We start from the raw sequence: 18153 nt of genomic DNA, 5'->3' as shown, positions 1-18153 counted from the left end.
CCTGTACTGGCGGCCGCCGGCAGAAGAAGTGGGTTGTTTCCTAGAACTCCAAGTGGACGGCTGACTAGACAACGACGCGAATCCTATATAGCGCTCGTGAAATCTCCGGCGCGTGTTCCTCAGCCCTATTCGTCAAAACTCATTGGGAGACGGGAGGCTTGTAGGTGTGTCTAATACGATGCGCACAACAATACTGAACTCTTGTCCGTGAGCGGCATGAGACCTGGAACGGTTCAGTACATCTTGCCTGACCCAGACAAAAACCGAGGGCCGTGGTCTACGCGACCTACTTCAACAGGTTCATTCTTTGGAAACCAATTGGCGAGTACGCAAGATTGGTGCGATGAATACGTCGACGTGTTGCTGCTCGAGCTGGGCGACCTGCCGAGATAGATTCACCTGCGTGAATGTGAAGAGCGAGTCCGCATCTAGAAGTTTTCCTTCACGTGCCATTACGATCACAACTCGTGAAGGCTTGAGCTGGAACTCTTCGGGGGCGCCTCCCTGTTCTGAGATCCGCGCAGCGAGGTTGCTTTGTGCGGTTTTGTCGTAGGTGAGAACCTCCGTCGATACAAGCGCTTGAGCCAGCAGGTGACTGGCTGGGGAAGAAGCATCTACATGCTTGACGTGGATGAACGTTCCATCATTGAGGAGCACGTCGCAAGCTTCGATTCCGTGCTTGTGGATTTCACTTCTGACGAGCTTCTGATCAAGACACAGGCCGCCGAGCGACTGCGCTAGCTTCTGGTTATAACTGAGCTCCGCATTTCGTTTCTTCTGTTCCTTTTCGTCGCCGGGAACCTCTACCAACTCCCAATCGGGCAGCTCACTTAGGTAGGGACCGCGGTCGAAAATTGCGCGGGTTCGACGTTTTACAACTTCGGCATATGCCCGGTCCATTAGAAACCAACGACCGTTGTGGAGGAAGAATCTTCTTTCCTCCAGTTCAGTCTGGAACGCGAGCCACTTCTTGGCCGGGATTTTCGGACTACTCGGAGCGTCATCATCGGCGTTCTCGAAAAGAAGAACTGCCAGGCGATCGAGTTTCTGTAGCCGCTCGACTCCAACAACTTCTCTAACAGGTTCGAGTATGTCTTGAAGGGTCGGTAGGTAGTCGCGCGCCTTACGTTCGCGAGTGCCCAAAAGTTTGTATGCTCCGACGGATCCATACTCGTCAATCAGCTCGTGAGGGAAGGACAATGTCAGTAGCGGGCTATCGTCTGCACCAATGGCTTCCATAAGTTTTGCATCGAGTTCTGCAATTTTGTCTTTGTCTTTCACTTGCGCAAGTTGTTCGAGCGCAGCCAGTTCTTCAGTAGCAGGCTTCTTGGCCAAGGCAGCCTTGACCTGGTCGAGGTCGCGTATGAGGCGGTCAGCTTCCTTAGACAGGGGCAGGCTCAATGCATCTGCACCGCGAATTTTAACAGCTCTGGTTGTAGTTCCGATCCCATCGACTCGTCCGTCGACGACGAGACGCGTGGCAAGGTCGCCCAGGTCTTGGAAACCGAAGCTTCGCAGCGGCGCACCCGAAGGAATGGTTGATCGCTCGATACGAGGACGCTCATCGAGCGTCGTTTTGCTGATGGAGTTCAGCCCTAAGGGATCAGCGCAACGGACAGCTATTCGCTGACCGAAACCGTTGTCAACGTGACGCTGATCAAGCAGTTGAAACCCCATGCCAAAGGTTAGCGCCCACGCTGTGAGTTCTAGGTTCTCATCGGAACCGACATGGGCGTGGGGATCAGTAGTGGATGGCTCAGGGCCCCTGCTGTCTTCGATAATGAGGGCGGCAGCGGCCACGGAGTTTTTTAGGACTACGGGCTTGCCGCTGATTCCGGCGAGTACCTTGCTCCACCCGGGGTCTTTTTCATCTGTCTTTCCGGTGATGAGGAGTGCGGCTCGATCACCCACGGTAACGCTCTGTTCGGTAAAGCCTTCGGATTCAAGATATTTCTCGCGGATTGCGTCCTTGAGATTTCTTAGCCCAGTCAGCCGATACAGCGTCATGCGAGACTCGTGACTTGTCTTGCGAGAAACCTTGTGATCGTCCATTGTCGATTCAATACCCCCTTCGCGCTATCGTAGCCCACGTGTTCGTAGGTCGGCGCAGATTGAATCGCCCCGGGAATCATGCCGCCGTTTTGTGGGCGGCGTCGTCGGGTAAAGAGCCGATTTGTAAATCATAGTAGGGCTGCTCGTATTCCTCTGGCGTTTGATGCTCCAGGGCGGAATGAAGGCGGTCGTTGGGGACTGACCCGGTTTTGGGTGATAGTCAAGCAAATCCGGGACAGACCACCCCACGGGCTCCAGCGCACAATCTACGAATAGAATTGTGCCCATCGTGAATTGGGCGGTCCTGGAGTGAACGGGATCTTGTCGAGAACATGCGGAGAGTAGACGTCTTTGACATCCCAGATTCGTCGGAATCCAGTGGTCGGGCCCCCGGACTGGTTGTAGAGGAAGCCATCAGCCAATGCTGAAAGCTCTGGATCAGTCTGTGCCAGCCTGCGATAAAGAGCCGCCAGGAATCTTGCAATGGGCGGAGTGGGAGGGCGTCCATCGTATGGACTAGGGCCTGCGGAAACTGAAGTTTCAACGAATCCATTTGTGTAGTTTGCCCATTGCGCTTCATGGCGAAATTGCCGCATGTTCGGGCCATGATAGGGAACTATATGTTTGGTCCACGTGCCTAGGTCAGCGATGCAGGTGAAGTCGAGGGTCTCTCTCGGATGTTGGGAGTACTGTCGGTCAAAGCTACTTAGATTGCTAAGAACGTTGTACGCAGGCCTAGAATTTCGACCCCGCCAACTATGTGTGTGAGCTAAGATCCCAAACGCAACTGGGCTTTGGAGCTCAGACCGAGGATCACCATCGCGAGAATATATTGCGCGCCTCAATTGCGATGCTTCGAATGCCGCCTCGCGGATTCCAGAGGAATCCAGTGATAACTTGACCGAGAATGCTGCAGCAACGCCTGACGCAAGTATATCAGTTCGGCTGCGCAGACTTTTGGGATATCCCGGGCGGAGGATGACGATGTCGGTTTCTTTGGGGTTGTAATCCCCTACCTCGGGGACGATGTACTTGCGTTTGGCCACCTCGTAGTGGGGCGGGAGCCAGTCTTGAAGGAGCCTGATCCACGAGTCCTCCCCGCTGTGCCCTGCCATCTGAATGTTCTGTGGTCCCGCCGACAGACGTTGGTACAAGGCGAGGTACTCCGCCTGAATGTCTTCGCTGACCTTTGCGAGCCATTCAAGGTGTGCCGATGCCCGGTTTTGCTCTCCCTGCTGGGGTGGCTCTGGCTCGTTAGTCATGCGTCGATCCTAATCCCGGGCCGTTCCCATTGCACAAGAATCGAACGTCGTAACCAGAGCAGTGAATGCGGGGGATGGAAGCTTCTGACCCGGAGGATCGCTAAGTTATGGGTGCAGGGGGTCGCAAGGTGAGCCACATGTTCTGAACGTTTGTGTCCGGACCGTACATAGCAGGCACAACCAACGACCCTGTTTTCAAATAGCGCTATCGGCCCTATTTTCGGTTGGCGTTAACAGTGCTGACTGCCGAGCCTCTTAGGCAGCTAGATCACGCTGCTCCTGGACGAGCTCGTTGAACTCGCTGTGGGCATCCTCTTTGGCAGCCTGACGCCACACTCGGGCTCAGTTTTGCTGGGCTACCTGCGGATCTCGATGTTTTTTAAAGGCAGTTTAGACAGGGCACAATAACACCCCCGTTGATCACCGCCACGTGTGTGGACGGGACCGACAGGGGTGCCAGGTACAAGGCGCCAGCTAGGCCTTGAAGCTGTTCTGAAGTGAGGTATAGAACAAAATTTTCCCCTGGGTTTCCAGCTCAGCGAACGCGGCCATTTCTTCAGAGCCCGGTACAGCGCGCTGCAGGTAGTAATACTTTTGCCCGTTGTCACGGATGGTCGTCGAAAATCCACTGTTGACGTACTTGGCCAGCTCATCATGCTGCTCGACCGTCAGGGCGACCATGCCGATGGCATTATTGGCAACAATCCAGGTAAATAGCAGTGCTGCCCCGTTGGCATCCGGGGAGGCCCCAATTGCCTTTTCCACGGCAGCTTGCGTGATGGGTATCTGCCGTGAGTCAGTAGCCGAGGTTCGACTAGTGATTGACAAGGCATACACATCATCACCCTGCGTGAGGGTCAAAGGTGAGGGTTCAATGCTGATCCCCGGAGGCGTTGTCATTCGGGCAAGATTAATGAAGGTTTCACGGGCCTCGCCGCGATTTGGATAGCTCATTGTTGATCCTTTTCATTTCCGGGCCTCTTCGCAGCTCTTGTGGTTGCGATCGACTTCTTGCCCTACAGAGAGGCAACTCTTGCAAGTTTCCTCTCAACAATTTCAAATATACACATGCAACCCGAAAGAGGCAACTAAGCCATGTTGCCTCTGTTGGCGTGGAGGTGATTTTTGTCAGAAAAAACACCCCCTGGGCTGTAGCGCAGGGGGTGTGCGTTGATTCAACTGCGGAGATTGAACCGCCCCGGGTCTGGCGCAGCTGTTTCACTAGCGTTGACGCGCGTGGTCAACCAGGACGACCCAAGGACGCAAACCGTTCAGAATCAACTTGCGAGAAACCATGGGCGTGTACCCTAGCTGGATTTTGAGCTTGACGACGTCAGAGCGGATAGCGGCGATTCAAGAGTAAAATGAAAAGTGGAGTATTGAGGTTTGATTGATTTGGCTGAGGGCGTACATCAGCCGGGCGGGAGTTCCCACCACGTCACACAAAACTCATCCTTATTAGTGCAAAGTGGAGAGTGTTTAGTATCACTCGTTGTTGCAATCGTCCCATGCAGGAACAGGTCAAAACGGACCACCGGCAACCCAAAATGGCCCTTTGTAGATCAAGCGGGGCTAAGGAACGTTGATAACTATTGATAAGTGTCAGGCGCCAAATATGCCTCTGACCTGCGGCGATAGTTTTCAGCCTGAACTGGATCGCACAATTTCGCCCGTATATTCCAGCTGGCAATAACGGTTCGAATGACAGGGTTCCCGGCCCTCTTACTGTTTCGGTTCGAATGGAGTACCTGGTCACAGTGCCCGCGTACTTTGAGTGAGTCTGATCGGGTAGATGGCCTTGTCGTGGTGCCGTGGGGATCAATGCTCCGATCCATGCCTCTTGTTGTTAGGGGCGGCATGATTCCCGGGACTGTTCATGTTCCGCTATTTGCCGACTGCCTTCCATGGCAACTGTCTCATGACCTGAGTGCCTCGAAACCCAAGGGATACAAGACGGCGCGGCGAGGTTGAGGTCACGAATACGACTCCCGCGCAGCGGGACCAAAGTCGGGATGCCCATAAGTGCACCACACTCCATCCGTGGCCGTCGAGTCCCTTGATTCCATGGGAACTAGACTGCTTCGCCAGTTGTCCGCAGGTCGCTCGAACACGTTGTCGATTCTCTTGCTCTCCGCCTCGAGGGAGTGTCCAAGGGCGGGTAGGGGCTAGATGAGTCCCGCGCGGGATCTCTGCTCGAAAGCAACGCGCTCGGGATGGTCGACGAGCCGAAGGCGGCTGACACGCGTGCGAATCCCTCCGCTTTCACAAGACGTGACGCTCGCGTACGATCCCCAAAGCATAGGCATCCAGAGCGCTGCAGACGTCATCGAGTGCGTCATCGTTGTATGCGCAAACCGTCCAAGGCACATCCTTGAAACTCCGCACCAATTGCTCGAAGTACGGCCTGTCGACGCTTCCGAAGGAGTGTCCGTATACGAAGATTCGATTCGGGGGCTGCGCAATCTGATTGATGAACTGAATCACGGCCTCGTGCTGGTATTCCTTTTCGAAGCCAGCCAGGAGTTGTGCAAACGCCCCGTAAGCCTTCGAATGATAGTACTCGTAATTCTCCTCGTCATCGTACTGGCGCAAGATCTCAGTCCCCGTAAGCGAGCCAGGTGCGTAGCCAAGGATGAGTCGGCTCACCCCAACCTCTCCGTGCAGGTGCAGGATCCGCGAAGGATCTACGTCGTATAGATGTTGAAGAGTGTGGGTGTAGTTGAACGTCAGAAAATAGTCATCTGGGCCGAACAAGTCGCTGAACATCGCCTTCGGCAGAACATCCTCGAGCTTGTCGTCTGCGTTTTGTGCGAATTCTTCTAAGGGAAAAGTGAGGAGCTGTTCCGCTTCGTGAATGATCCCGTCCCGGTCGCTCTCCCGATCCGACAAGAGATCCGGGCTGAACGCGCCCAAGTGCTCCAAGACCAGGTCGACATCGGGGTATGCAAGTTGCTCTTCCACGTCTGACCAGAGATCGCCTCCAACACTATAGCTCTCCCATTCCCCGGAGAATCGCTCCGCTGCGATGGCAAGTATTTTCAGGTCAGGGTCGTACCTGGTCGGCAGATCATGCTGCAGGTCGAAACCATTGCCGAACACAAACAAGGTCGACACTCAACACCCCTTTGCACGCCCGGCCACCAGAGGTGAAGCATACACGCTATGCGCGACGGTGAATTCATGGACCCGCTTACACGAGCCGACCCTTGTGGGCTCGTCGAGTTCGGGCCAGCTATTCGGCCCACTCGCGTGCGCTGCACATTCGGCGATCCGTTCCGGGCTCATGAAGCAACTCGTACCGAGGTGTGCCGAAAGAGAGCCAAGGAAACCCGGGGCAGTCCCCAAGCCAACACCATCCCTCATTGTCGACCAGCGATCCTGGCTGTTGGTCTGCCCCTATGCGGACTCGCGGATGGCGGGCGTCAATGGCGATACTTGTGAGGGCGTCGCTATTTGAAACGGATGTGCCATGAATATGTGTGTGGCGTACAGATGAACGCTCACTGAGTCATTGACACATGTGCACATTGTTGTATATGGTTACAATAACAACACTGAAAGCAGGAAGAAATGACCATCCCGGAATTCACCTTCACTCCCGCTGCACCGTTCATCGATGAGGTGCTCACGCCGAACGCTGCGGCGTCACACCTCGGAACTGCCCGCCGTAACATCGCCAAGCTCCTAGACGCCGGTTATCTGCAAGACCTGTCGATGTCTTCCTTGGAGCCGATCCGCAGGGCTGACTTCGTCTCCGCGGGCAAGCAGATCCCTCTGGTCCAGACGGCACCGGCCGAAGCAGCGGTCGAAGATCCCAACTGGCGCAAGTGGTGGGGAGATGCTCCGGCGCTCAGCGATGAAGACTGGCTGAACGCCCAGTGCGGCGACTGGACCGGCGCCGGCCCGGAACGCATCGTCAAGGTTGGCTACCTGCTTGTCGGGCTCGGCGGGGTTATCACCGGCGTCACTAAGGTGATCAAGGCCGTCCCGTCTGGGGATTCCCGAAAAGCCCGCTTCGAGCTCGAGCTGCTGGGCCGACTCACAAGCGATCTGCGGTCCTTCCAGAAATCATTCCAGGAGAGCTCATCTGATGAGGACCTGCTCTTCGCTCAAAGCTTGGTTGGGAAACGGTACGAACCACGTGCCGGCGGCTCAGTCATGTGGCTCTAGCAAACGAGAAACCAACACGCCTCAACTTAATCAAAGGAAGAAAAAATGGACAGCACAGAAATCACCATCGAGTATCTGGTCGAGAAGGAACTTCTCCATTCTGACACCGTCAAGAAGCATCGTCGAAAGCTGGAGCGGTTCGACCAGCTCCTGCTGGGCGGCGAAAGAAATCATGCCATCGAATCGCAAGTAACGACGTTCATGACGATGTTTACCGGACGGCTAGAGCAGGTAGTTATCGAATACCTCTGCGCTGTGGCCGGGGCAGATTTCGACAAGGACTACCGATCCCAGTTGCAATTGATTTCCGGAGGGGAGTTCCGGGACGATTCCGTCACTAAGGCCCGAAGGAGCATTGATCTTGTGGTCGTTGACCGTAACGATGACCAGGTACCGTCCCCTGGAAGTCAGCATTGGCTACCGGTTGTCGCGGTTGAGGCCAAGTACGGTGCATGGGTAAATGCCGGCAACGGCTACTGCGGCTTCACCAAGGAGAAGGACCGCCATGAGGACGGCCATTTGCCATATTCAAGCCAAGCAATCTGCTACCCCCACGGGTGCATAGACAAACGCCTGGACTCCGCGAAGGGCGTTCGTTTCGTGTGGCTCGGGGAGGGTAACCCTGACGTCGACAATGTGGGGCCCTGGGGTCGCAGAGGTCTCTACTCAGCAGATAAAAATAGGATCCCGGGCTACGATGTCGCTTTCAAGCTTCAGGAAAAAGCCAAGTTTATCTGGAAGCCAGCAACGTGGGCCGAATTGGGCGCTGCAATTAGCAAGGAGATCGGCGGTGCCGAGGCTGAAGCCATTGTGCGCTTCCTTCGCGCCGGCGGTCCGACCGCGAACTGAGTCCAGCAACGGCCGGGGCCATGTGCTCCGGCCGTTCTTAGCGCATCATGCAGCCACGGTGGGGCATGAACCGTCCCGGGAATCATGCCGCCGATTTTCTGGTCGTGCTTTCGCCTGTGGAGCCAACGGTCCTATCGATGGCCGCAACGTGTCCATGATCAGCGTGAGGCGTGCAAACCAACGAGCACGCCCGTGTCAGGACCCTGAAGATCTGTTTCGTGAATAGAGCGGCTCGCATGCTGATACGTGTCGATTCAAGAGTAAAATGACAAGAACGATGCGATGGTTTACTGGCCATGCGCGAGCCGTCCAGCGGTCGGGCGGGAATTCCCACCACGTCATACAAAACTCATCCATATCACTGCAAAGTGGAGAGTATTTAGTACCACTCGTTGTTCCAGTCGGGCCATATAGAAAAAGGCCAAAACTGCCTATGGGCAACTCAAAATAGCCCTTTGTCGGTCAAGCGGGGGTCGTCGGTTCGAATCCGACAGAGGCCCAGAGGCCCGGAACGGGAGAGTCAGGAGCCGTGCCGGGATGGTCATCGTTCTAATTCCTTGTGATTGGGACCAGGCATTCAAACGAACAACGTCTGCTACATGGAAACGCTACGCCGTCAGTTGGCGCGAGTGCTGGCCCGGACAACGAGCTCGGGGGCGAGGACCAGCGGATCAGGGATTTCACTGAACGCCGCGCCCTGGCCCAGAAGATGCAGCAGCTGCTCAACCGCTGATGTGGCCATCTCGACCACGGGGTTGCGCACAGTGGTCAGCGGGGGACTGGCATTCGCGGCAGCGCCCAGATCATCAAAGCCAACAACGGCAACATCATGAGGCACGGATTTTCCATGCTCCCGCAGCGCAGTCAGTGCGCCAACCGCCATGAGATCCGATGCCACGAACAAGGCATCGATGTCGGGATCTTGGCGTAGCAGATCGGTCATGGCCTGGTAGGCGACCGCGGTTGTGAAGTCACCCTGGACAATCAGATCCGACGACAGATTTGCACCCTGCAGGGCCTCGCGCCAGCCTTTTGCGCGGTCCAATCCTGCGGTCATGTCCTGCGGCCCTGCGATGTGGGCAATACGACGGCGGCCAAGGTCAATGAGGTGCTGGGTCGCCAGTCGGCCAGCAGCGACGCTGTCGACGTCAACGTAATGCAGCAGATCTGCATCGTGGAAGGGGCGGCCCACAAAAACAGCAGGAATACGCGAGCCAAGGACAGCATCTTCCAGTCCGTCTTGACGGTGGTGCGAGACGATAACGGCACCATCGACGTGCCCGCTGCGCAGGTACTTCGCGATCCGTCCCCCGTCCTCATCCGGGCGGGCAAGCAAAAGAACCAGCTGCATATCTGTCGGGGCGAGCGCAGCACTGATGCCACGCAAAGTGGCGCCGATGAACGGATCCGAAAGTACCCGCTCGTCGGGCTCCGGAATAACCAAAGCGATTGAATCAGTGCGGCGAGTGACCAAGGAGCGCGCCGCACGGTTGGGGATATATCCCAGTAGCTTCGCTGCAGCGTCAACAGATGCCTGGGCCTCGGGGGAGACCCGGAGCCCCCCGTTGATCGCGCGAGACGCGGTCGAACGGGAGACTCCGGCGGCTGCCGCTACCTCATCGAGAGTTGGCGGCGGGGTCTCTGCGAGCAAATTTCGGTTCGGTATGATCACAAAGCTAACTTTCCAGTGATGTTGCTGGTTACTTTACTGTTTCCAGTACGGCGGGAACCGCATTGTCCTTGGCGACCTGCCCGTACCAATGGCCGCTAGCTTTAACAGTACGTTTCTGGGTTTCGAAATCGACTCCGACAATGCCAAAACGTTTGCTATAACCCCAGGCCCATTCGTAATTATCCAGAAGGGACCATGCGAAGTAGCCGCGGACATCAACACCAGCATCGAGTGCGTCCTTGATCGCCCGAAGGTGACTGTCATAAAAGTTTAGCCGGTTCTGGTCATCGACATAGCCGTTTTCGTCCGGGACGTCGTCGAAGGCGCAACCGTTTTCCGTGACGTACAAAGCGATGCCCTTGGGGCCGGTGTAGTCCTTTTGCAGGCGAGTGAGGAGCCTGGTCAAACCTTCGGGCTGGATCTCCCAGTTCTGGTCAGTCATCGGCAGTCCGCGGTTGCGAACCTTGACACCTTCCGCAGCGGGAAAGGGTGACTGGGTGGTTCGGGCGACCGGTGCGCTGCCGTCGACGGCGTCAGGATACTCACGGTAGGAAACTTCCTCGCCGTGGTAATAGTTCACGCCAAGCGTGTTGATTGGAGCAGAGATAGTCTCCAGATCGCCGTCCTTGATGCACGATTCGAGAACGCCGCCGAGCCCTGCATCTGCCAAGTCAGTGAACAGATCCTTGGGGTATTCACCCAAGAGAATCGGGTCGGTGAAGACCCTGTTCATTTGGCAGTCGATGCGGCGTGCTGCATCAACGTCCTGCGGGTTGCTGGGATCTACCGGATCGGCGACTGTGAAGTTGAGGGTAATCCCAAGGTTCGCTTCCGGCTGGCGCTTCCGGATTTCCTGCGTGACAAGACCATGTCCGAGCATCTGGTGATGCGCGGCAGCAAGCGCATCCGGGTAAGACCGTTTACCGGGAGCATGAACGCCGGCACCATAGCTGAGGAACGATGAGCACCACGGCTCGTTGAGAGTAGTCCAAATGGATACACGGTCAGCGAGAGCCTCATGCATGGTCAACGCGTACTCGGTGAAACGGTAGGCCGAGTCGCGGTTGGCCCAGCCCCCGTTATCTTCCAAAGCGGCCGGGTGATCCCAATGGAATAAGGTCACCCAGGGCAGAATGTCATTGGCGAGCAGTTCATCAACCAGGCGTGAGTAGTAGTCGACGCCGAGCTGGTTGACTCCGGCGGGCCCCGAAACTGCATCCGGACGTACCCGGGCCCATGAAATGGAGAACCGGTACGCGTCCAGATTCAACGACTTCATCAAGGCAACATCGTCTTCATAACGGTTGTATTGATCGCAGGCTACATCTCCGTTGTCGCCACCCAGAACGGCGCCCGGAACTCGGGCGAACGTGTCCCACACAGAGTCCTTGCGGCCATCTTGCTGGCTTGCGCCCTCGACCTGAAACGCTGCCGTGGCAGCTCCCCAAAGGAAACCCTCTGGGAACACGATCCCTGCGCTGCTGTTGAGGTTCAAATTACTGGTCATCCCTTGACTGCTCCTGCCATGATTCCGGTGACGAGCTGCTTGCCCGCGAAGATAAACACGACGACCAACGGGATCGTCGACAGGATTACGCCGGCCATGATGAGCGAGTAATCCTGGAAATAGCCCGCCTGCAATTGGCGTACCACCATGGGCAGGGTCGGGTTTTGATTGGTGAGAATAATCGAGGGCCAGAAGAAGTTGGTCCAGCTGCCGATAAAAGTGAATAAGGCGAGCATCGCGGCCGCGGGACGGGCAGCGGGTAGCGCAATGTGCCAGAACGTCTGAATCATGGAAGCGCCGTCGACCCTGGCGGCTTCGATCAGTTCGTAGGGGAGTGCGTTCTCGAGGTACTGGGTCATCCAAAAAACTCCGAACGCTGTCACCATGCCGGGCACGATGACGGCGACTAGCTTTCCGGACCAGCCGATGTTGGACATGACGACGAAGAGCGGAATCACGCCGAGCTGGGTGGGCACCGCCATGGTGGCAATAACAAAAACCAAGAGCGGTCCACGGCCCCTAAAACGCAACTTCGCAAAGGAGAAGCCGGCCAAAGTCGAAAAGATGACGACCGACAAGGACTGCAGAACAGCGACGATCGTGGAATTCAGCAAACCCTTCAAAAGCGGGATGTCCGAGGCCAAAATGCGTTGGAAGTTCGCGAACAGTTCCCCACCAGGGATCAGGCTCGGAATTGCAGTCTTCGAGATCGTGAGCTGGTCCGAGGAGGCCAGCAAGAATGTGTAGTAGAGCGGGTAGATCGAGATGAGCAGGACAGCGCCGAGGATTGCGTAGGTGACCCACCCTGGACGGCGGTCGGCACCGCCAGCTTGGCGGCGACGTTTGCGTGCAGCTGAACGCGCAGCACCCTTACCGGAGGTCTGGGCAATGACGGGAAGCGAAGTCATTTTGTCCTCGTTGCTTTGGAGATAGTGGGTTTAGATTTGTTCTTGCCGGCTCGTGTGCTGCCGGAGTCCGAGATGCGGCGGGTGATGGCGAAGTTGATGATGCCGATCAAAATGATGATGCAGAACAGGATCAGCGCGACGGCTGAGGCTCGACCGAAGTTCTTTTGGTTGCCCCAACCGAGGTCGTAGAGGTACATCGTCACGGTAATCCACTGTTTGCTCGCACCACCGGTGCCAGCGGCGTCGAAGACACGCGGCTCGTCGAAGATTTGCAGGCCACCAATGGTGGCGGTCACGATGATGAAGATCAGGGTGGCGCGCAGCTGAGGAACGGTGATGGAAATAAACTGCCGGTATCGTCCAGCGCCGTCGATGATCGCAGCCTCATAGAGTTCCCTGGGGATGGTCTGCATTGCGGCAAGGAAAATCAGGGTGTTGTAGCCGGTCCACCGAAAGTTCACCATGCTGGCGATGGCGATGTGGCTGGGGATGACATCGGAATGCCAAGCGATCGGGTCCATGCCGAGGGCTTCTACGATGGCGTTGATGAAGCCGTACTGGTCGCCGAAAAGGCGCGAGAAGATGAGGCCAACGGCAACTGGGGCAACAACGTAGGGCAAAAGAACACCCATGCGCCAGAACGTCTTGGCGCGAAGGTTGGCATTGAGTACCGCCGCGAGCAAAAGCGCGACGATGACCTGCGGGACTGAAGAGAGCAGGAAGATCGAGAAAGTGTTGCGCAGCGCCTTCCAGAAGGTGGGCTGGTTGAAAACATCCACATAGTTTTGCAGTCCAACGAATTCTCCCTGTCCGAGCAACAGGTGCCATTCATGAACCGAAACGTAAGCCGTGTAAACAAGAGGGAAGAGCCCCGTGATGGCGAAAAGTATGAAGAACGGTGAAATATACAGGTAGGGGGAAAGCTGGACGTCCCACTTGCCGCGCTTCTGACTGAACGCGATTCGGCGGGGATCCTTCTCCTTCTCAAGCACAGGCTTAGGAGTCGTTTGGACTGACATGAAAGATTCCTTCGGAAGATTGGTGAGCTGTGCCGGGCGCCGTGGATACCTCGACGGCGCCCGAGCGAAGCAGCGAATCTCGCCTAGGCGAGCTCAGGAATGATGAGGTCAGAAGCCGAGCTCTGAGAATTCGGACAGCACGCCATTCCAGGAGGCCTCAGCATCTTGAGACTTGTTCACGTCCACACGAGTGATCCCGTTTTGTACGGCCGTGTGGATCGCGAAGTAGTTCGGGCCGCGGAAGATCTGTGCTGATTCATTGAGGGCAATCGCCCGGGCCGAGAAGATTTGGCCGGTCGGAGCGTTGTTGAAGAAATCATTCTTGGAATCCAGGAGAGCCTGTGAGCTTTGTGCCTCGATCTGGCTCGGGAAGGTGCCAGCGTTTTCGAAGGCCTTGGTCTGCTGCTCCGGCGCGGTCAGCCACGTAGCGAGCTTCTGGGCTTCAACAGTGTTCTTGCCGGAAGCGGGCACCGTCAGGAACGAGCCACCCCAGTTGCTGCCGCCGCCGGGGTAGACATCAGCGATGTTCCAACCCGTGACTCCACCAGCACGCTCTTCGATGGGGCCGGTCATCCAAGCGGGGCACAACATGGTTGCGAATCCGTTTTTCTGGAATGCGGAATCCCAATCGGCTTCCCACTGGGTCAGGCCAGCAGAGAGATCAGGAGATTCGCTCAACACCTTCGTGAACAGATCCTTGATGGTCTTGTTGTCCGCGAGCTTGATGGGCTCACTGGTTTTGGGATCTTCATAGGCGTTCGCAACCTGGCCAACCATGCTGTGGTAGACGGCGTTGGCGGAGTCGAACCAGGCGCTGTCGGACTTGTCTGCAAAGGTGTGACCAGCTTTGAAGTAATCGTCCCACGTGGCGTCCTTGCCACCGAGGAATTCGGCGAATCCTGCAGGATCGGAAGGCAGGCCTGCAGCCTTGACTAGATCTTCGCGGTAGCAGACAGCCTGGGGCCCAATGTCGGTTCCATAGCCGATCAGGGTGCCGTCCGTGGTGCGTCCCTGATCTTCCTTCCAAGGAAGCCAGCGTCCTTCGACCTCAGCGGAAGCCAAGTCCTGGAATGCGTTCGGGAGCTGAGAAAGCTCCGGCATCCAGTCAATCTCGATGGCCTCGATGTCGGCGAGTCCTTCCCCTCCTGCTGCTAGGCGGGTGGTGAGGTTGGTGCGTGCATCCGGGGCGGTGGCAGCCTGCTGGTGCTTGATGGTGACGTTCGGGTTGGCATCGGTGTACTCCTTGAGGAGTTCATCGGTGTAACCAAAGTTATTGAACGTCGCAATGGTGAGAGTGACATCCCCGCCTGCTTCAGCGTCCGCTGAAGGCGTATCGGTGCTGGTACATCCTGAAGCAAGCAAAGCAATTGTGGCCAGGGAAGCTACCGCGGCCCAATTCCTGCGGGTATGTAAACGCATGTTGACTCCTTTGTCGTGGGACTGACCTTGTTGTCTGTCCCGATAAAGATCCTTCAAAGCGCTGACGAGCATGGCGTCGCATCAACGAAACAAGGTGTGATTGAACAACACTCTGATCGAGATGCGGGAGCGCTTCCACGAAGATGATCCCATCCTGCAATGGGTGTGGGAGCGCTGTCAAGGGAAGCGAATGACCGCCGTGGAAGCGATCCCACGATTTTCGCATATTATGGGGAATCTGCCGCGGCGCCGTTACCGAATCGTTGTAACCCGGGTCACATATTGCCTGTACTGGGGAGGCTCCTCTTGTGGCAGCGCGGGCAAGGCGTTGAACCCCGCCCAGGTTTTGGTAGCTCAGCAGCCATGCTCAGCAGCCTGGATCCTGACCCCGTTTGTCGCTGTGGCGCCGCCGCTTCAAGGTTTTGTTTGCCGCCACCCACATTCGCCGAAAGAATAGATCCCAGCCGGCCATCAACCCACAGTTGCCACCTGCAAGAAGCAATAGCCCTAGGAGAAAGCCCACGCGTGCAGTAGTCCTTCCCGGGTTTGGATCCGCCCCGGCCCTCATCGACATCGACACCCCTGAACCCGCTGAGGGCGAAGTCCGCGTCCGGGTGAGTGCGGCCGCCGTCAACGGCTAGACGGTGGGGGACCGCGTCTTTGGCGTGGTGACCAAGTCTTTCCTGGGCGATGGTACCTTTGGTGATTTCGTCACGGTCCCCGTCGCTGTGGGACTGGCGAAGCTGCCGGATAATGTGGGCTTCGCGGAGGGTGCCACACTTGGCCTGGCCGGGACCGCCGCCATGGATTCGCTCGCCGCCGCCGGACCGCCCTCCGGATCCACCGTCCTGATTGTCGGCGCCACCGGCGGGGTGGGCAGCCAGGCGATCCAGCTTGCCAGCGCCGCCGGGGTCCGGGTGATCGCCACATTTCACACCGCCGCGGGAAAGGCCCATGTTTCCACGCTCGGCGCGGCGGAGACGGTGGATTACCGCGAGGACGTGGCCGCCTCGGTGCTGGCCCGCCATCCTGACGGGGTCGACGCCGTCGTCCATCTCGCCGGCGACCTTGCGGCTTTGCTGCCCGTGGTGCGCAAGGGAGGCCGTCTGGTGTCTCTCTTGATCGGCTCCCCGGATCAGGTGCCTGCTGGATCCGCCGAGGTGGTGCCCGTCGTCGCGAACCCGACGCCGGACATCCTGGCCCGGCTTGCTGACAATCAGGCGGCAGGCACATCATCCGTCAGCATTCAGCGGACCTATCGGCTGGAAGACGTCCCGGCCGCACTGGCTGACTTCAGCGCCGGGACCATTGGAAAGCTCGTCCTCATCCTCAACTAGCACCGCCTCTCGCGGGAGAGGGCACGCAGCTGCCAGTATCCGGGACGCTTAGCGCATGCCCTCGCGCCGGATGGCGGTGGAAATGGCAGCCGCCCTCGTTTCGACTCCGAGCTTGGCGTAAATATGGGCCAGGTGTGTCTTGACGGTGGCCTCGGAGATGAACAGCCGCTGCCCCAGCGCCTTGTTGCTCAGCCCCTCCGTCAACAGGCTCAACAGCTCGGCTTCCCGGGGTGTCAGCACCTCGTCGGGATTGCGCAGCTGCTGAAACAGCCGGGATGCAACAGGAGCGCTCATGACACTTTTCCCCTGCACCGCGCCCCGGACTGCGGCAAAAATCTCCTCGGGCGTGGCGTCCTTGAGCAGATACCCCATGGCGCCTGCGTCCACGGCCCGCACAATATCGGCGTCGGAATCGTAGGTGGTGAACACAAGAATGGCCTGCCGGCTGTTGATCCGCCGCACCTGCTTGATGGTCTCTATGCCGTCGATGCCGGCACCCATGGCGAGGTCCATGACGATCACCGAGGGACTGTGCTCCGCCATGGCCAGCAGGGCCGCTTCCCCCGAGGCGGCCTCGGCAACAACGCTGATGTCCGGCTGGGTGCCCAGCAGGGCCTTGAGCCCGCTGCGGACCACCATATGGTCGTCCACCAAGAGAACAGAAATGGAAGTCATGCGTCGATATCCTCCGTGGGAAGCTGCGCAGCCACGATGGTTCCCTCGCCGGGCGTGCTTTCCACCGAGAATACCCCGCCCAGCTGCTCCACGCGTGCCCGCATGGCCCGCAGCCCGTAACCACCGGTCTTCGACGGCGGGGCGGTGCCGCCTGGGTCGAAGCCGTCTCCGTCGTCGTAAATATCCAAGGTGACAGTGCCCGGCAGGTACCCCAAGGTCACCGTTGTGTGGGGAGCGGCAGCGTGCAGTTTGATGTTGGCGGCGGCACTCTGAACCACTCGGAGCAGGGCATGGCGGACATCGGAGGGAAGGGTGCGCGCCATGCCAGTGACTTGCACCCGGACGTCTGGAACGTAGGCGGATGCGGCCTGCAGCAGGGCCTCGGCCAGCGGCACGGTGTCCAGCCCCGGCGAGGCCAGTTCATGCACGAGGCTTCGAGTGTCCGTGAGGTTCGCCCGCAACAGTGTGCTGGCCCGGTCCACATCTCCCTTGGCGGCGGTGCTCGGCCAGGTCCTGGTGGCGGCCTCCAGCAGCAGCAGGCTGCTGGCAAGGCCTTGCGTCACTGTGTCATGGATTTCACGGGAAACCCGCTCGCGCTCGGCAATGGTGCCAGCCCGGCGCTCGCTGGCGGCGAGCTTGGCCTGGGCCGCGGAAACCTGGGCATGAAGCCGGCGCTGTTCCCGGGCATCGTGTTCAATCCGGTCGTAGATCAGCGTCAACATGGCACCGATGGCCAACGGCCCCAGCAACATGGCGATGTCGCTGCCGCCGCTGAGCCTGAATAATCCTGCTGACGTTGCCACGGCGATCACTCCACCTGCCAGATGTGCCGCCCAGCCAGACAAAGCGGTCCGGCAGAGGAAGAACACAGCAACAGAACACCACGCAAAACTCGGTGCCACCAGAACCAGTGCCGACCACAAAACAACCAGGGCAAACATCCACAACGCCCAGGGCCGGCGTCGCCGTGCCAATACCGCCACCACCGCATAGATGGCGCACACGCCCGCCGCAAGAGCCAGCACCCAGATGTTGTCTGCAGGCGGATGCCGCATGACGTATCGCACCAGTGACGCCACCATGAGCACCACAAAGCCCAAGTGCACCACCGCATCAATCCGGCCCAGCTGGCGGGGCTGCGTGATGACTGATTCCTGGACGCTACCCGAGGGATTGCCGGGGTGGGGCAGCGGGGCTGGAGCTGAAGGTGGCATGGTCCTGTTCCGGTGCAATGAAAGGCGTTTCTCCCATGCTAGAGCGTCTGCCGTTGCTGGTCTCTCAGC

The 18153-nt window shown here is 58.0% G+C and carries 14 protein-coding genes; 3 read left to right on the top strand and 11 right to left on the bottom strand.

The window, feature by feature from the left end; translation table 11 throughout:
• Window positions 1-300: 300 nt before the first annotated feature.
• From CVS28_RS05015 to CVS28_RS05005, 4 genes are all read right to left on the bottom strand, one after another.
• Window positions 301-2052: a DUF6119 family protein gene (locus tag CVS28_RS05015; protein WP_103480857.1), complete on the bottom strand. Its 1752-nt coding sequence runs from the start codon at window positions 2050-2052 to the stop codon at window positions 301-303.
• A gap of 266 nt (window positions 2053-2318) precedes the next feature.
• Window positions 2319-3167: a DUF6602 domain-containing protein gene (locus tag CVS28_RS20390; protein ID WP_423716383.1), complete on the bottom strand. Its 849-nt coding sequence runs from the start codon at window positions 3165-3167 to the stop codon at window positions 2319-2321.
• A gap of 621 nt (window positions 3168-3788) precedes the next feature.
• Window positions 3789-4268 (bottom strand): hypothetical protein, encoded by a 480-nt coding sequence (locus tag CVS28_RS05010; RefSeq protein WP_103480856.1) that lies wholly within the window; start codon window positions 4266-4268, stop codon window positions 3789-3791.
• 1308 nt (window positions 4269-5576) lie between these two features.
• Window positions 5577-6428 carry a bacteriophage abortive infection AbiH family protein gene (locus CVS28_RS05005; protein ID WP_103480855.1) on the bottom strand — a complete coding sequence of 284 codons (852 nt, stop codon included), beginning with the start codon at window positions 6426-6428 and terminating at the stop codon, window positions 5577-5579.
• A gap of 456 nt (window positions 6429-6884) precedes the next feature.
• On the opposite strand from CVS28_RS05005, the gene CVS28_RS05000 reads away from it, so the two are divergent.
• Together CVS28_RS05000 and CVS28_RS04995 are read left to right on the top strand one after the other, a co-directional pair.
• Entirely contained in the window at window positions 6885-7484 is a 600-nt protein-coding gene (locus CVS28_RS05000; protein WP_103480854.1) for a hypothetical protein, read from the top strand.
• A 45-nt stretch (window positions 7485-7529) separates the two neighbouring features.
• Complete coding sequence (locus CVS28_RS04995) at window positions 7530-8333, top strand: hypothetical protein (RefSeq protein WP_103480853.1); 804 nt, start codon at window positions 7530-7532, stop codon at window positions 8331-8333.
• 616 nt (window positions 8334-8949) lie between these two features.
• Here the strand turns inward: CVS28_RS04995 and CVS28_RS04990 are convergent.
• From CVS28_RS04990 to CVS28_RS04970, 5 genes are all read right to left on the bottom strand, one after another.
• Window positions 8950-10005, bottom strand: coding sequence for a LacI family DNA-binding transcriptional regulator (locus CVS28_RS04990; protein WP_243399699.1), 1056 nt, complete (start codon window positions 10003-10005; stop codon window positions 8950-8952).
• Window positions 10006-10033: 28 nt separating this feature from the next.
• The gene (locus CVS28_RS04985; RefSeq protein WP_103480852.1) at window positions 10034-11512 is read right to left on the bottom strand and encodes a GH1 family beta-glucosidase; all 1479 of its coding nucleotides are present in this window, start codon (window positions 11510-11512) and stop codon (window positions 10034-10036) included.
• Window positions 11509-12420, bottom strand: coding sequence for a carbohydrate ABC transporter permease (locus CVS28_RS04980; RefSeq protein ID WP_103480851.1), 912 nt, complete (start codon window positions 12418-12420; stop codon window positions 11509-11511). Before CVS28_RS04980 ends, CVS28_RS04985 begins: the two co-directional genes overlap by 4 nt.
• Window positions 12417-13439: a carbohydrate ABC transporter permease gene (locus tag CVS28_RS04975; RefSeq protein ID WP_103480850.1), complete on the bottom strand. Its 1023-nt coding sequence runs from the start codon at window positions 13437-13439 to the stop codon at window positions 12417-12419. Before CVS28_RS04975 ends, CVS28_RS04980 begins: the two co-directional genes overlap by 4 nt.
• A gap of 108 nt (window positions 13440-13547) precedes the next feature.
• A complete protein-coding gene (locus CVS28_RS04970; protein WP_103480849.1) occupies window positions 13548-14858 on the bottom strand; it encodes an ABC transporter substrate-binding protein in 1311 nt (436 codons plus the stop codon).
• Between the two features lie 665 nt (window positions 14859-15523).
• Here CVS28_RS04970 and CVS28_RS04965 point away from each other — a divergent pair.
• Entirely contained in the window at window positions 15524-16195 is a 672-nt protein-coding gene (locus tag CVS28_RS04965; RefSeq protein WP_243399698.1) for a zinc-binding dehydrogenase, read from the top strand.
• A gap of 48 nt (window positions 16196-16243) precedes the next feature.
• Here the strand turns inward: CVS28_RS04965 and CVS28_RS04960 are convergent, their stop codons facing one another.
• Window positions 16244-16870 (bottom strand): response regulator, encoded by a 627-nt coding sequence (locus tag CVS28_RS04960; RefSeq protein WP_103480848.1) that lies wholly within the window; start codon window positions 16868-16870, stop codon window positions 16244-16246.
• Window positions 16867-18084, bottom strand: a complete 1218-nt coding sequence (locus CVS28_RS04955; protein WP_103480847.1) for a sensor histidine kinase — start codon at window positions 18082-18084, stop codon at window positions 16867-16869. Before CVS28_RS04955 ends, CVS28_RS04960 begins: the two co-directional genes overlap by 4 nt.
• Between the last annotated feature and the right edge of the window lie 69 nt (window positions 18085-18153).

It is taken from the genome of Arthrobacter glacialis, assembly GCF_002909415.1.
In the GTDB taxonomy this organism is placed as follows: Bacteria; Actinomycetota; Actinomycetes; order Actinomycetales; family Micrococcaceae; genus Specibacter; species Specibacter glacialis.
The sequence above is the reverse complement of the archived record's forward strand: the minus strand, read 5'-3'. Positions and strand labels throughout refer to the sequence as shown.